At 69.5% G+C, this 14,285-nt stretch carries 12 protein-coding genes and 2 riboswitches; of the genes, 7 read left to right on the forward strand and 5 right to left on the reverse strand.

The window, feature by feature from the left end:
* Positions 1–58 precede the first annotated feature (58 nt).
* Positions 59–850 carry an enhanced serine sensitivity protein SseB gene (locus ACQEXA_RS19385; protein ID WP_432932839.1) on the reverse strand — a complete coding sequence of 264 codons (792 nt, stop codon included), beginning with the start codon at positions 848–850 and terminating at the stop codon, positions 59–61.
* Between the two features lie 66 nt (positions 851–916).
* Positions 917–1,591, reverse strand: coding sequence for an AAA family ATPase (locus ACQEXA_RS19390; RefSeq protein WP_433130651.1), 675 nt, complete (start codon positions 1,589–1,591; stop codon positions 917–919).
* 166 nt (positions 1,592–1,757) lie between these two features.
* Positions 1,758–1,871: riboswitch (glycine riboswitch) on the forward strand.
* Positions 1,872–1,983: riboswitch (glycine riboswitch) on the forward strand. It abuts the riboswitch before it with no gap.
* A 71-nt stretch (positions 1,984–2,054) separates the two neighbouring features.
* Here ACQEXA_RS19390 and gcvT point away from each other — a divergent pair.
* The 4 genes from gcvT to ACQEXA_RS19410 all read left to right on the forward strand — a co-directional run bounded on the left by gcvT (position 2,055) and on the right by ACQEXA_RS19410 (position 6,390).
* Complete coding sequence (gene gcvT, locus ACQEXA_RS19395) at positions 2,055–3,173, forward strand: glycine cleavage system aminomethyltransferase GcvT (RefSeq protein ID WP_432932835.1); 1,119 nt, start codon at positions 2,055–2,057, stop codon at positions 3,171–3,173.
* 108 nt (positions 3,174–3,281) lie between these two features.
* On the forward strand, positions 3,282–3,659 hold the full coding sequence (gene gcvH / locus ACQEXA_RS19400; RefSeq protein WP_359395051.1) for a glycine cleavage system protein GcvH: 378 nt from the start codon (positions 3,282–3,284) through the stop codon (positions 3,657–3,659).
* A 16-nt stretch (positions 3,660–3,675) separates the two neighbouring features.
* A complete protein-coding gene (gene glyA, locus ACQEXA_RS19405; protein ID WP_432932833.1) occupies positions 3,676–4,938 on the forward strand; it encodes a serine hydroxymethyltransferase in 1,263 nt (420 codons plus the stop codon).
* A gap of 84 nt (positions 4,939–5,022) precedes the next feature.
* A complete protein-coding gene (locus ACQEXA_RS19410; RefSeq protein ID WP_432932831.1) occupies positions 5,023–6,390 on the forward strand; it encodes an L-serine ammonia-lyase in 1,368 nt (455 codons plus the stop codon).
* Positions 6,391–6,582: 192 nt separating this feature from the next.
* On the opposite strand, the gene ACQEXA_RS19415 is transcribed toward ACQEXA_RS19410, so the two are convergent.
* From ACQEXA_RS19415 to ACQEXA_RS19425, 3 genes are read right to left on the reverse strand one after another with little or no spacing between them, the layout of a single operon-like run.
* Positions 6,583–8,283, reverse strand: coding sequence for an FAD-binding oxidoreductase (locus ACQEXA_RS19415; RefSeq protein WP_433130653.1), 1,701 nt, complete (start codon positions 8,281–8,283; stop codon positions 6,583–6,585).
* A gap of 12 nt (positions 8,284–8,295) precedes the next feature.
* Positions 8,296–9,003, reverse strand: coding sequence for a lysophospholipid acyltransferase family protein (locus ACQEXA_RS19420; protein WP_433130655.1), 708 nt, complete (start codon positions 9,001–9,003; stop codon positions 8,296–8,298).
* Positions 9,004–9,042: 39 nt separating this feature from the next.
* Entirely contained in the window at positions 9,043–9,834 is a 792-nt protein-coding gene (locus ACQEXA_RS19425) for an SDR family NAD(P)-dependent oxidoreductase (protein ID WP_433134580.1), read from the reverse strand.
* Between the two features lie 500 nt (positions 9,835–10,334).
* On the opposite strand from ACQEXA_RS19425, the gene ACQEXA_RS19430 reads away from it, so the two are divergent.
* From ACQEXA_RS19430 to ACQEXA_RS19440, 3 genes are read left to right on the forward strand one after another with little or no spacing between them, the layout of a single operon-like run.
* Positions 10,335–11,162 (forward strand): hypothetical protein, encoded by an 828-nt coding sequence (locus ACQEXA_RS19430; protein WP_433130657.1) that lies wholly within the window; start codon positions 10,335–10,337, stop codon positions 11,160–11,162.
* On the forward strand, positions 11,162–13,471 hold the full coding sequence (locus tag ACQEXA_RS19435; protein WP_433134582.1) for an HAD-IB family hydrolase: 2,310 nt from the start codon (positions 11,162–11,164) through the stop codon (positions 13,469–13,471). Before ACQEXA_RS19430 ends, ACQEXA_RS19435 begins: the two co-directional genes overlap by 1 nt.
* A complete protein-coding gene (locus tag ACQEXA_RS19440; RefSeq protein WP_432932822.1) occupies positions 13,471–14,265 on the forward strand; it encodes a ferritin-like domain-containing protein in 795 nt (264 codons plus the stop codon). Before ACQEXA_RS19435 ends, ACQEXA_RS19440 begins: the two co-directional genes overlap by 1 nt.
* The last annotated feature ends 20 nt before the right edge of the window (positions 14,266–14,285 follow it).

The following is a 14,285-nucleotide window of genomic DNA, read 5'->3' on the forward strand; positions in this document are numbered from 1 at the left end:
AACTTGACGCGCGCCACCCCACATCACCCCGGCGTCGCGGGCCGCACCGGCGGGCGGTTCAGTAACCGTGCTGGTAGAAGGGCCGCACCCGCTCCCGCAGCCATTCCCCCACCGGGTCCTGGGCCACATCCAGGAACACCATGTTCACGGGCATCGTCACCGGCGACTTGCCGAGGGCCCGGCCGAGCGCGTCCAGCGGAAGAGTGCGCGCGTCGGCCTCCCAGGAGGCGAGCTCGACGCCTATGAACATCACCGGCTCGGCGGTCTCGATCGCGGCCAGGCAGCGGCGCGCGCTGAGCACCACGCCGGTCGCCGCGAACTCGGCCGAGGCGGCGGCGAGGAAGTCCACCGGGTCGTCCTGCCAGTCGGGCTCGAAGAGACGGACACGACCACCGCTCACGGGCCCGTCCAGCTCCGTGCGCCCGACGCGGCACAGCTCGGCCACGGCCTCCGGCGGCAGCGGCACGCCGACCACACCGTCCGGGTTGATCGCGATGCCGGCCTGCGGGGGCAGCCCGCGCGCGAACTCGACGGCGGGCGCGATCGTGTACGACATGTGGTTGCCGACGACCTGGCGGAACTGCTCCTCCGAGCTGAACACCGGTACGTACACCTGGCCCGCGATCTCCATCGTGGGCAGGTCGAGGGGGCCGCTGTGCGGGCCGCCGCCGCCCGGCAGCGGCACCCAGACGAAACTGCGGGCGAGGACCTCGACGATCCGGGCGCCTGCCGAGGGGACGCCGAGCGCGGCGGAGAGCACCTCCTCCAGTTCGTTGCCCGGCCATCCGCCGTGCGGATGGGGGTGCGCCTGTGGGGGAAAGTCCGCGGGAAGATCCGCCGGGAAGTCCATCTGCCTACCGCCTGCTCAGAACCACTGCTGTGGCCCCAAAGGCTAGCGTCAGGGCTACGGGGGCGGTCAGGCCGCGAAGTCGATGCGGCGCAGGACGTCCGCCGCGTCCCGGTCGAGCAGCACCACCGAGCCGCAGCCCTCGGGCAGCCGGCCCTGCTCGACGGCGCGCAGCAGGCGGCGGGTGGCCCGGCGGTGCTTGACGAACGCGTACCGCGAGACACTTCGGCCGCGCTCGTACTGTCCCGCAAGGGCCGTGTCCGGGGGGACGTCGAGCAGGAGCAGATGGAGTGTGCCGCCGCGGCGCCGGGCCTCCCGGGCCAGCCAGCCGCGCACCCAGGCCTGGGTGCCGCAGTCGTGCACGACGACCCCGGTGCCCGCGCGCAGGGCGCGGCGCAGACCCGCGTAGTGGGCGAGACGGACCAGGGGACGGTAGACCCCGTACGGCAGGAAGCGGGCCACGCGCGTGTCCCAGCGGTCGCGGGTGTCCTGGGAGTCCACACGCACACCCCGCACGGCGCGCCGCATCAGCGTGGACTTGCCGCTGCCGGGCAGACCGGTGACGGCGACGAGGTCGCCCGCCGAGAAGGTGAGCCCGTGCGGGCTGCGCCCCGCGCGGGCGCGCAGATCCCGGATCACGGCCTTCCGCCGGGGTCCGCGGGCCTCCCGCGCCGGGGTGCCGGGCTGCCCGGGCACCGCGATGCCCGAGGTCGCGGCATACGCCGTGGTCCTGTCCACTGTCATCGCCCTCCCTTGGTCAGGAAGTCACTCCCCACCGAGTGTAAAGAGAAGGTAATGTGCGCGTCTCGCGATTTCGTTCGCGTACCGCCACAGGCCGGTTCCGGATGCGGCCCTGCCACCATCGGGCGATGCGTGCAATGATGTGCGCGCCAACTGCATACCGGCCGCTTGAATCCGCGCGGGAGAGTCCCGGGTACGCGTACGTCCGCCGTACGTCCGTCCGGGCGCCGAAGGAGCAAGTCCCTCCCTTGAATCTCTCAGGCCCCGATACCGCGCGGGCGAGGCACATCTGGAAAGCGAGCCGCTTCGGACGGCTCCACCCAAGGTGCAAGCCGTGACGACCCGCCGCGGGAGTCATGGCGAACCTCTCAGGTTCCGATGACAGATGGGGAGGAACGACCTCGCCCTCCCCCACGCTCGGCTTCGCTCGCGCCGGGGGACCCCCATCGCTTTGGGAGCACAACCGATGAGCAGCAGCCCCCTGCGCCGCACCGCCCTCGATGCCCGGCATCGTGAGCTCGGCGCGACGATGACCGACTTCGCCGGCTGGGACATGCCCCTGCGGTACGGATCCGAGCGCGACGAGCACATCGCCGTCCGGACGAAGGCGGGCCTCTTCGACCTCTCGCACATGGGCGAGATCACCGTGACCGGGCCCCAGGCCAACCGGCTCCTCGACCACGCCCTGGTCGGCAACATCTCCTCCGTCGGCGTCGGCCGGGCCCGCTACACGATGATCTGCCAGGAGAACGGCGGCATCCTCGACGACCTGATCGTGTACCGGCTCGGTGAGCAGGAGTACATGGTCGTCGCCAACGCCTCCAACGCCCAGGTGGTGCTGGACGCGCTCGTGGAGCGCGCCGCCGGCTTCGACGCCGAGGTGCGCGACGACCGCGACGCCTACGCGCTGCTCGCCGTCCAGGGCCCCGAGTCGCCCGGCATCCTGAAGTCCCTCACCGACGCCGACCTCGACGGCCTCAAGTACTACGCGGGTCTGCCCGGCACGGTCGCCGGCGTCCCGGCGCTGATCGCGCGCACCGGCTACACCGGCGAGGACGGCTTCGAGCTGTTCGTCGCCCCCGAACACGCCGAGAAGTTGTGGCAGGCGCTGACCGAGGCGGGCGCGTCCGTAGGCCTCATCCCCTGCGGGCTGTCCTGCCGGGACACGCTGCGCCTGGAGGCGGGCATGCCGCTGTACGGGCACGAGCTGACCACCTCCCTGACCCCCTTCGACGCCGGTCTCGGCCGCGTGGTGAAGTTCGAGAAGGAGGGCGACTTCGTGGGGCGCGCCGCGCTGCTCGAGGCCGCGGAGCGCGCGGAGCAGAACCCGCCGCGGGTCCTCGTCGGGCTGGTCGCCGAGGGCCGTCGCGTCCCGCGCGCCGGGTACGCGGTCGTCTCCGGCGGCGAGGTGATCGGTGAGGTCACCTCCGGCGCGCCCTCCCCCACGCTGGGCAAGCCGATCGCGATCGCCTACGTCGACGCCGCGCACTCCGCGCCGGGCACGCCCGGGGTCGGGGTGGACATCCGGGGCAGCCATGAACCGTACGAGGTCGTGGCGCTGCCGTTCTACAAGCGCCAGAAGTAGAGACTGGGCCGGGGGCGGGCGTGGCATCCCACCCGTAGACCCTGGTCACACACGTCTCCAGCAGTCCCCCTTTCACCACCACTCCCCGCGTACAGGAGAATTCAGGCCATGAGCAACCCCCAGCAGCTGCGTTACAGCAAGGAGCACGAGTGGCTGTCGGCCGCCGAGGACGGCGTCTCGACGATCGGCATCACGGAGCATGCCGCCAACGCGCTCGGCGATGTCGTGTTCGTCCAGCTCCCGGAGGTCGGAGACTCGGTGACCGCGGGTGACACCTGCGGTGAGCTGGAGTCGACCAAGTCGGTGAGCGACCTCTACTCGCCGGTCAGCGGCGAGGTGACGGAGGTCAACGAGGACGTGGTGAACGACCCGTCGCTGGTGAACTCCGCCCCCTTCGAGGGCGGCTGGCTGTTCAAGGTGCGCGTCACGGAGGAGCCGGCCGACCTGCTCTCCGCCGATGAGTACGACACCCACATCGCCGGCTGAGGAGTCACCCGCACACATGTCTGTTCTGAACACCCCGCTGCACGAGCTCGACCCGGACGTCGCGGCCGCCGTCGACGCCGAACTGCACCGCCAGCAGTCCACCCTCGAGATGATCGCCTCCGAGAACTTCGCCCCGGTGGCGGTCATGGAGGCGCAGGGCTCGGTCCTCACCAACAAGTACGCCGAGGGCTACCCGGGCCGCCGCTACTACGGCGGCTGTGAGCACGTCGACGTGGTCGAGCAGATCGCCATCGACCGCGTCAAGGAACTCTTCGGCGCCGAGCACGCCAATGTGCAGCCGCACTCGGGCGCGCAGGCCAACGCGGCCGCGATGTTCGCGCTGCTGCAGCCCGGCGACACGATCATGGGTCTGAACCTCGCGCACGGCGGGCACCTGACCCACGGAATGAAGATCAACTTCTCCGGCAAGCTCTACAACGTGGTCCCCTACCACGTCGGCGCCGACGGTCTCGTCGACATGGACGAGGTGGAGCGGCTGGCCAAGGAGACCCGGCCGAAGCTGATCGTGGCGGGCTGGTCCGCCTACCCGCGTCAGCTGGACTTCGCCGCGTTCCGGCGGATCGCGGACGAGGTCGGCGCGTACCTCATGGTCGACATGGCGCACTTCGCCGGTCTGGTGGCGGCGGGGCTGCACCCGAACCCGGTGCCGCACGCCCATGTGGTCACCACCACGACCCACAAGACGCTGGGCGGTCCGCGCGGTGGCGTGATCCTGTCGACGGCCGAGCTCGCCAAGAAGATCAACTCCGCGGTCTTCCCGGGTCAGCAGGGCGGTCCGCTGGAGCACGTCGTCGCGGCCAAGGCGGTCGCCTTCAAGGTCGCGGCCTCCGAGGACTTCAAGGAGCGGCAGCGGCGCACCCTCGACGGCGCGCGGATCCTCGCTGAGCGCCTGGTCAGGGACGACGTCCGGGAGCACGGTGTCTCCGTTCTGTCCGGCGGCACGGACGTGCATCTCGTCCTGGTCGATCTGCGCGACTCCGAGCTGGACGGGCAGCAGGCCGAGGACCGTCTCCACGAGGTCGGCATCACGGTCAACCGCAACGCGGTCCCGAACGACCCGCGCCCGCCGATGGTCACCTCGGGTCTGCGCATCGGCACGCCCGCCCTGGCGACCCGCGGCTTCACGGCCGAGGACTTCGCCGAGGTCGCTGATGTCATCGCCGAGACGCTGAAGCCGTCCTACGACGCCGAGGCGCTCAAGGCCCGGGTGAAGGCCCTGGCCGAACAGCACCCGCTGTACCCGGGTCTCACCAAGTAAGTCACTTCGGTCGGGCACCGCGCACACTGGAGTGTGCCTGGTGCCCGGCCGGCCCCCGCACCACCCCCGTACTGAGGAGACACCGTGGCCATCTCGGTCTTCGACCTGTTTTCGATCGGCATCGGCCCGTCGAGCTCCCACACGGTCGGTCCGATGCGCGCGGCGCGCATGTTCGCCCACCGGCTGCGCAATGAGGACCTCCTGGACTCGGCCGCGTCCATACGCGCGGAGCTGTACGGCTCCCTCGGCGCCACCGGCCACGGCCACGGCACGCCGAAGGCGGTGTTGCTCGGCCTGGAGGACGCCTCGCCGCGCACCGTGGACGTGGAGACCGCCGACCAGCGGGTGGAGGACATCAAGACCTCCGGCCGGATCCGGCTGCTCGGCGAGCACGAGATCGCGTTCTCCTTCGACGACGACCTGATCCTGCACCGGCGCGAGACGCTCCCGTACCACGCGAACGGCATGACGCTGTGGGCGTACGACGCCTCCGGGGCCGAGCTGCTGGCGAAGACGTACTACTCGGTGGGCGGCGGCTTCGTCGTCGACGAGGACGCGGTGGGCGCGGACCGCATCAAGCTGGACGACACGGTGCTGAAGTACCCCTTCCGCACCGGCGACGAGCTGCTGCGCCTGACCAAGGAGACGGGCCTGTCCATCTCCTCGCTGATGCTGGAGAACGAGCGGGCCTGGCGCACCGAGGAGGAGATCCGGTCGGGGCTGCTCGACATCTGGCGGGTCATGCAGGCGTGCGTGTCGCGCGGCATGTCCCGCGAGGGCATCCTGCCCGGCGGCCTCAGGGTGCGCCGCCGCGCCGCCGTCACCGCGCGCCAGCTGCGCGCCGAGGGCGACCCGGTGTCCCGCGCGATGGAGTGGATCACCCTCTACGCGATGGCGGTGAACGAGGAGAACGCGGCCGGCGGAAGGGTCGTGACCGCCCCGACGAACGGCGCGGCGGGGATCATCCCGGCGGTCCTGCACTACTACATCAACTTCGTGCCGGGCGCCGACGAGGAGGGGGTCGTGCGCTTCCTGCTCGCGGCCGGCGCCATCGGCATGCTCTTCAAGGAGAACGCCTCGATCTCGGGCGCGGAGGTCGGCTGCCAGGGCGAGGTCGGCTCGGCCTGCTCGATGGCGGCGGGCGCGCTGGCGGAGGTGCTGGGCGGCACCCCCGAGCAGGTGGAGAACGCGGCCGAGATCGGCATGGAGCACAACCTCGGCCTGACCTGCGACCCGGTCGGCGGTCTGGTCCAGATCCCGTGCATCGAACGCAACGGCATGGCGGCGGTCAAGGCCGTCACGGCGGCCCGTATGGCGATGCGCGGCGATGGCACCCACAAGGTCTCCCTGGACAAGGTCATCAAGACCATGAAGGAGACCGGCGCGGACATGAGCGTGAAGTACAAGGAGACGGCGCGCGGGGGGCTGGCGGTCAACATCATCGAGTGCTGAGGGGACGGGCCCTGATTCGGCGGCCTCCCGGGCGGCGGTTCGACCGGGCCTCTACGGCGCCACTCAGTGGTCCGCCGACGCCCGAGACCGTCCCCATCCGCGAGGAGGACGAGTATCTCGGCGCCGCGGTCGCGGCGTGCCCGCGCCGATGCCCGCGCACCGCCCATGCGCGCGGGCCATGGAACGCCGCGCTCAGACCACGATCTTGCGCGGGTTGAAGTTGCCGCCCGGGTCGGCGGCACCGAAGAGGCCCGACATGACCGCGACGCCCTGAGGCGAGATGTCCTCCTCCAGCCACGGCACGTGCTCCAGGCCCACCCCGTGGTGGTGCGAGATGGTGCCGCCGGCATCGACGAACGCCTGCTGGATCGCGCGCTTGACCGTGTCGTACTCGCCGAGAGGGTCGTCACCGAACACGAAGGCGAAAGTGAAGTAGAGACAGGCTCCAGAGTGGTACGAGTGCGACATGTGCGACATCGTCCAGCCTTTGCGGCCGATCTTCTCGTAGGCGCGGTCGGCCGCCTCGTAGACCGCCGCGTGGATGCCACGCAGCTTCGACCACGGACCGGCGGTCTCGCTCACGTCGCCTGCGGCACCGCGGTCGAGCAGGAAGTCGCGGATGTAGGGCGTGTCGAACTTCTTCTGGTCGTAGAGCGCACCGGGTCCCTTGCCGACGCCGATGCCGTGATGCTTGCGCACGATCCGGTCGGCGAGCGACTTCTGCCGCTTCGCGTACGCCTCGCCGCCCTCGAAACCGATGAAGGAGAGGCACATCTCGTCGAGGTCCCAGCCACGCCTCTTGAGATACGCCATGAGGCCGGCCTGTGCCATCTTCTGGATGCCCTTCGACTCCTTGCTCGTCGCCAGGGAGAAGCCCGTCTCGTGCGCGTCCGAAACACGGGTGACCGAGGGCGATACGTCGCTCTCGGCGAGCTCCTGCATCGCGGCGAGGCCGTGGTCGAGGTTCTTGAAGAAGTAGGCGTAGATGCCACGCCTCTCGGGGAGCCGGTGCACCTGCACCGTGACCTCGGTGATGACGCCGAGCCGCCCCTCCGAGCCCACCACCATCTCCCGCACGCTCGGCCCGGTCGACGCGCTCGGAACAGCACGGATCACGAGGACGCCGCCGGCCCGCACGACACGCAGCCCCTTGACGATGTCCGCGATGTCGCCGTACTTGTCCGACTGCATGCCGGACGAGCGCGTGGCGACCCATCCGCCGAGCGTCGAGTGGGTGAACGAGTCGGGGAAGTGCCCCATCGTCCAGCCGTCCCGGTTGAGTTGAGCCTCAAGATCAGGGCCCAGCGCCCCGGCCTGGATGCGCGCCAGTCCGGCGTCGGTGTCGATCTCCAGCACCCGGCCCAGGCGGCCGAGGTCGAGTGAAACGACCACCCGCGACTCGTCCGGGTGCGGCTCGAGGCTGCCCGCGATATTGCTGCCGCCCCCAAAGGGGATGATCACGGCGTCCGCCTCGACGGCCGCCTCGACGACGCTTTGCACCTCCGCCTCGTCGGCCGGGTAGACGATCACATCGGGACTGCGCGCGATCTCGCCGGATCGTATGCGGACCAGGTCACGCAGGCTCTTGCCGTACGTGTGGACGACCCGGGACAGGTCGTCGACGACGATGTTCCCGGCTCCGACGATGCCGCTCAGGACCCTGACGAACTCCTCCGATGCTGTCGAAGCAGGAACTTTCAACTCCGAGAAGTCGGGCCGTTCGGTGGGCTCGATCCCCCAGAGATCGAGACCGACGGCCTTCTGGACGAACTGCGCGAAACCGGGCTTGTCCTCGTGATGGAAGCCGACGCCTTCCACGCCCCAGCCCCACCACTTCATGTGTTTCACATCACCGGTGCGCATCGCGTCGGTGCGGCTGGTGGGTTCGGTCACGGACGGTCTCCTTCAGGTATGACGACGTGAGGTGGCATGCGCGCCGAGGATGCGGTCGGAGTTCTCCTCGGCCAGAGCGACGATCGCCGAGCGGATACGTTCGGTGAACTCGCTCACCAGCTCTCCGGGAAAGGCAGTGAGTGGTTCGCCGAAGACAACCCCGACTGGCAGGCGGCCCGGTTTGGGCCAATTCGATCCGTGAGGATGCGCCGCATGCGCGCCTATGACCGCGACGGGGAGCACCGGCACCTGGGCTGACGAGGCGAGCGCCGCCGCCCCCGGCTTGAACTCCCCGAGTGATCCGTCGCGCGAGCGGGTTCCTTCGGGAAAGACCAGGAGCGGCACTCCTCGGTTCAGCAAAGCCTTGGCGCTCACTCTGCGCGCGTTCACTCCGGTGCGGTCGACCGGGAAGGCGTTGAAGAAGAGAGCCGTGAGGCCGCGCCGCCGCCACACGTCGAAGAAGTAGTCGGCGGCGGCTCCCACCGCGAGGTAACGCGCCAATCGGCGGGGCAGCGCGCCCATGATGAGGGGCGTGTCGAGGTGCGAGGTGTGATTGGCGACGAGGACATACGCCTGCTCGACGTTCTCCAAGCGCTCGCGCCCAAGTACCGTGACGCTGGTCACGCTCCAGACAATGGGCTTCAGTAGCCCCCGCTGCGCGACGAAACGCGCCGCGGCGTTAGACCGTGAGGTGAAACGGTCACGCGTCGTCGCAGGCATCCGCTTCCTTCCGGTGCGGGCTTGCCCGCACTGATTCTTTCAGTGAGTGAGACTGTCGTTACGGCCGGCCGAGATCCGTCGCGAGATCCACCGCACCGTGTGGCGCGGAAGGTGCCGCGTGAACCAGATGAGCAACCGGTACCGGAAGCTCGGCATGGAGATCACCCGTCCGCGCCGCACGTCGCGCAGACTCGTTTCGACGAGTCGCTCGGGGTCGAGCCAGAGGAAGTTCGGAATGCTCGACGACCGAATTCCGGCCCGCTCGTGGAATTCCGTACGGACCCAGCCCGGACAAAGTGCCGTCACGGTGACGCCCGTTCCATGCAGCTCGTTCGCCAGTCCCTCGGTAAGCGAGGTGACGAACGCCTTGACGGCCGAATAGCTCCCCATCGTGACGAACCCAGCCGTGCTCGACACATTGACGATCGCGCCGTGCCCGCGTTCGCGCATGGCCCGCCCAGCGGCGCCGGCAAGCACCAGCACCGCGCGCCCCATGACCTCGATCGCCCGGTCATGCGGAGCGGTGTCGGCCGAGGTGATCGGTGCGTGCACGCCGAAACCGGCGTTGTTCACGAGCATGTCCACCGGACGGGCGGGGTCCTCCAGCCGGGCGGCGACACGCTCGACATCGGCGCGATCGGACAGGTCGGCGGGCAGTACCTCGACGGCACGGCCCCGGGCTTCCAGCTCGACCGCCGTCCGGCCGAGCCGCTCCCTGTCGCGCGCCACCAGGACAAGGTCCCATCCATGGTCTGCCAGAGCGTGCGCGAACGCTGCTCCGATACCCGACGTAGCACCGGTGACAACTGCGACTCCCGGACGGCTCAGCATAGTTTCATACGGCATCTGCTCGACATCCGAACTCCCCGCTCTTAGCTATTACATGGGGTGACGAGCGGGTCCACGCCGTCGAGCCCGACACCGCCCTTCCGAGCCACCTGGTTGACAGCCCGCTTCTGCGCGGGAACGTGAAGATCCCAGAAAGCTTCCGTGGTCGATGTCCGGCGAGCCGACCCAGGTGAATTGCTACGGTCGTACAGCGGCCGATGGCTGACTCCTCGCGCATGACACACCCTTCTTTTCTCGGCTCGTCCCCTTAGACCGGGCACGCATCGAACCTGTGACACGAGCTTCCGCACATGCTCATGCGGACTCAGGAACCGGCCTATGACCACAGGCCCTCATCGCGCGCTGTGCCGAATGCAAAACCAGGCCGCGTGTCACACATGCGCCGGTTGCCCGGTCTCACGTGACAGCCCCGACGGCTTTTCGCACGTTCCGGGGCCTCCGCAGAGTTGCCCACCCCGGCTCCGGCCCCAGAAAGTCCGTGCATGAACTCAAACGACGAAGCAACGACCGCGCCGCCCGATACAGCGGGCTTCGACGTGCGTGAGTTCGCCCGTACGGCACACGGCAGCCACCGCGGAACGCTCGACCTCGGGTCGCTCGACGAAGAGCCGCTCGACGCCGAATCCGTCCGGCTCGTTCGCGCGCTGCGTGACATGGAACGTGCGACGCTGCACCGCGTGCGCGACCTCCTCGTGACGGCGACACACAAGGACGCCCGGGTCACCGCGTTCCTCACCACGTGGATGTTCGAGAGATTCTGGATCGCCGACGCCCTCGATGCCGTCCTGGATGCTTCTCCCGCCGCCCGCGGCCTCCCTTCGAGCGTCGGCCCGGCACGGTGGGTACTGGCGGAGCGCCGCGAGCGCCGTGGCCCGATCCGTCGCTCCCTCATCGCCACCGTCACCGGTACGCAGATCGTCGCCGCACACGTGACGACGAGCCTCGTGGACGAATGGATCACACAGGCGGCCTACCGGCGTCTGGCCGGGGTGTCCCCCGACGTGGCGTCGATCATCAACCCCGTGGTGGAGATCAAGCAGCGCCACATCCGTTTCCTCGCCGAGGAGTCGCAGCGGCGGCTCGGGCACTCGGTCCGCGCCCAGCGCATCACCCGCCGCGCCCTCCGGCACTCCGCCTGGCCGCTCGGCTCGGTCGATCGCTCCAAGCACGAGCGCACCTTCTTCGAACGCCATGTCTTCGGCGACCAGAGCGGACGGGCCGAGGCGGGCCGTATCCGCGCGATGGTCGCCGCGCTCCCCGGCATCGGTCCCGGTGTCGCATCCACCGTGGAATCGAGGCTCCTTCCGTGATGCCGCACAGTGCGAAGACCGAACTCGGCAGCGCGCATGTCCTGCTCACCGGCGCGACCGGCTTCGTCGGGCAGGCCGTGCTCGAGCGGCTGCTCACCGATCACCCCGCCACCCACATCTCGCTCCTCGTGCGCGGGAAGGGCAGACAGACCGGGCAGGACCGGCTCCGGAGGCTTCTACGCAAACCCGTGTTCGAGCGCTGGCGGGATGCTGTGGGGGCCGAGGAGGCCGAGCGCATCGTCCGTGAGCGGATCACGGTGCTCGACGGCAGCATGACCGGCATTCCTGAGCTGCCCTCCCACCTTGACGTCGTCATCCACTCGGCGTCGACCGTCTCGTTCGACCCGCCCATCCACGAGGCGTTCGACACGAACGTCAACGGCGCCGTAAGCCTCTACCAGGCCCTGCTCGCCTCCGGATCGGACCCGCACGTCGTCCACGTGTCGACCTGCTACGTCGGGGGACTCCGTCGCGGTGTGGTGCCCGAGGCCAAGCTCGAGCACGACGTCGACTGGCGCGCCGAGTGGACCTCGGCGACACAGGCCCACGAGCGCACCGAGCTCACCTCGCGGGAACCGGCGCAGCTCGAGCGGTTCATGTCCCGCGCCCGCGGCAACCACGGCAAGGAGGGCCCGATCGCGGTGGCCCGCGCGAGCGAGAACGCGCGGCGCGAGTGGGTGCGTTCCCATCTCGTCGACGCCGGTCGGCGGCGCGCCCAGAGCCTGGGATGGACCGACGTCTACACACTGACGAAGGCACTCGCGGAACGTGCCGCGGAAGACCTCTGGGGCGAGGCCGGGCACCGGCTTTCGGTGGTCCGGCCCTCGATCATCGAGAGCGCCCTCCAGCATCCGTTCCCCGGCTGGATCGACGGCTTCAAGGTCGCCGATCCGCTGATCTTCGCCTACGGCCGCGGCCAGCTGCCGGACTTCCCGGGGCTGCCCGACTCGATCCTCGATGTCATCCCCGTCGACTTCGTCGTCAACGCCATCCTCGCCGCGGCGGCCAACCGGGCCCCTGTCGACGAGCCGGAGTACTTCCACATCGCCTCGGGCGCGTCGAATCCGCTGCCGTTCCACCGCATGTACGAGAACGTACGCGACTACTACACGCAGTACCCGCTGCCCAAGGACGACGGTTTCGTCAAGGTACCGACCTGGAAGTTCGCGGGCGAGCGCAAGTTCAACCGACGGCTTCTGCTGGCGAAGAAGAAGGCCGACCTGTGGGACGCCGGTCTGCGGCTGATGCCGAACGACGAGCGCAAGCGCGCTCTCGCGGCCGAGAACGCCAAGCTGCGCGCCGGCATCGCCACCCTCAGCAACTTCACCGACCTCTACCGCGCGTATGTGCGGACCGAGATCATCTTCGACGACCGCAACGCCCGCGCGCTGAACAACGCCCTTCCGGCAGAGGCGCGCGAGGACCGTGGCTTCGATGTGGAGCGGATCGACTGGGAGGAGTACCTGCAGAAGGTGCACCTCCCCGCGATGAGCGAGCTGACAGCGGCCCACCGTCGCCGGAAGGCCACGGCCGTCCGGCCGGCGAACCGCCCGAAACCCGAGCTGCCGCAGCGTACCGACGTGCTCGCCGTCTTCGACCTCGAACGAACCGTCGTCGACTCCAACATCGTCGAGCAGTACCTCTGGGTACGTACCTCGGGCTTCCGCAAGGCGGCTTGGCCGAAGGAGGTCGCGGACCTGCTCACGTCGCTGCCCGGCTACCTCCGCGCCGAGAAGCGGGACCGAGGCGAGTTCATCCGTGCGTTCCTGCGCCGCTACCACGGCATGCCCGTCGCTCGTCTCGAGGAGGTCGTGCGGCGCGGCTACGCCGACACGATGCTGCGGCACACGAGCGCGGAGGCCCTGGCGCGCATCCGCGCGCACCGTGCGGCGGGTCACCGCACCGTCCTGGTCACCGGCTCCATCGGCCTGCTCGCCGCTCCGCTCGCCAGCCTGTTCGACGAGGTCGTCGGGAGCTCCATGCATGTGAAGGACGGTGTGCTCACCGGCTACCTCGCCAAGCCGCCGCTCGTCGACGAGGCGAGGGCCGCGTGGCTTCGGCGGTACGCCGAGGAGGGCGGCTACGACCTCGCGGCCTCCTACGGCTACGGCGACAGCCACTCCGACCTGCCGTGGCTGTCGCTGCTGGGCAAGCCCTCGGCGATCAACCCCGACGCCGAACTGGCGCGCGAGTCGCACCAGAGGAACTGGGACATCCACCGCTGGAAGAGGGGCGGTTCGGGCGTACGCAGCGAGGTCATCGCTGCACGGGTGACGACTCCGGCGCGCACCGACGAGAGGAGTGACTGATGGCTTTCGACATAGACAAGTACACGAAGAACTCCACCGGGGTGCAGTGGGCCGACCTCGACTTCGACGAGTTCGAGCGCAACCCGCTGCCCGAGGGGACGCTGCGCACGCTGCGCTACATGTGCGACATCGAATACCACACGGTCTGCTACATGCGGGATCTGCTGACGACCCCGTCCCACAACGAGCCCGCGGTGGGCGCCTTCATGACGATGTGGAACCGCGAGGAGTTCTGGCATGGCGAAGCGCTCGCGGCCGTGCTCGAGCGCCACGACGTCCGGATCGACTTCGACGAGCTCAAGGCGACGCGTCTGAAGCTCGGTTGGAGGGACCGCTTGGGGACGGTGAAGCAGACGGCGATGAGCCGGATCGTCGGACATGACTTCGTCGCCGTGCACATGGCATGGGGTGCGGCGAACGAGTGGTCGGCGACCGCGGCGTACCACCGGCTTGCCGCGCTGGAGAGCCACCCGGTGCTGGTGCCGCTGCTGAAGCGGATCGCGCAGCAGGAGACGAAGCACGTCGCGTTCTACGCGTCGCAGGCGCGTGAACGGCTCGCGGCGAGCAAGAAGGCCCGTGTGTTCGCCCGGTTCGCGCTCGAGAAGGCCTGGGGCCCGGTCGGCTCGGGCGTCATGTCCGAGAGCGAGGTCACGCACGTCATGACCCACCTCTTCGCAGGCCCCGAGGGCCGCAGACTCATCCGGGACATCGACTCGCACATCGCGAAGCTGCCGGGCATGGAAGGGCTGCGCATAGTCGAGGACTCCATGGACAAGCGCGGCATCGCCTCCTGATGCAGCTGTGCGTCCGCACG

It is taken from the genome of Streptomyces sp. CA-106110 (assembly GCF_050936285.1).
Taxonomy (GTDB): Bacteria; Actinomycetota; Actinomycetes; order Streptomycetales; family Streptomycetaceae; genus Streptomyces.

Bases quoted from the DNA above. Each gene is read 5' to 3' on its own strand.
- gcvT (WP_432932835.1), top strand. From the start codon at position 2,055: ATGAGCAGCAGCCCCCTGCGCCGCACCGCCCTCGATGCCCGGCATCGT.
- ACQEXA_RS19390 (WP_433130651.1), bottom strand. From the start codon at position 1,591: ATGACAGTGGACAGGACCACGGCGTATGCCGCGACCTCGGGCATCGCG.
- ACQEXA_RS19440 (WP_432932822.1), top strand. From the start codon at position 13,471: ATGGCTTTCGACATAGACAAGTACACGAAGAACTCCACCGGGGTGCAG.
- ACQEXA_RS19435 (WP_433134582.1), top strand. From the start codon at position 11,162: ATGCCGCACAGTGCGAAGACCGAACTCGGCAGCGCGCATGTCCTGCTC.
- ACQEXA_RS19425 (WP_433134580.1), bottom strand. From the start codon at position 9,834: ATGCTGAGCCGTCCGGGAGTCGCAGTTGTCACCGGTGCTACGTCGGGT.
- gcvH (WP_359395051.1), top strand. From the start codon at position 3,282: ATGAGCAACCCCCAGCAGCTGCGTTACAGCAAGGAGCACGAGTGGCTG.
- ACQEXA_RS19430 (WP_433130657.1), top strand. From the start codon at position 10,335: ATGAACTCAAACGACGAAGCAACGACCGCGCCGCCCGATACAGCGGGC.
- ACQEXA_RS19385 (WP_432932839.1), bottom strand. From the start codon at position 850: ATGGACTTCCCGGCGGATCTTCCCGCGGACTTTCCCCCACAGGCGCAC.
- ACQEXA_RS19420 (WP_433130655.1), bottom strand. From the start codon at position 9,003: ATGCCTGCGACGACGCGTGACCGTTTCACCTCACGGTCTAACGCCGCG.
- glyA (WP_432932833.1), top strand. From the start codon at position 3,676: ATGTCTGTTCTGAACACCCCGCTGCACGAGCTCGACCCGGACGTCGCG.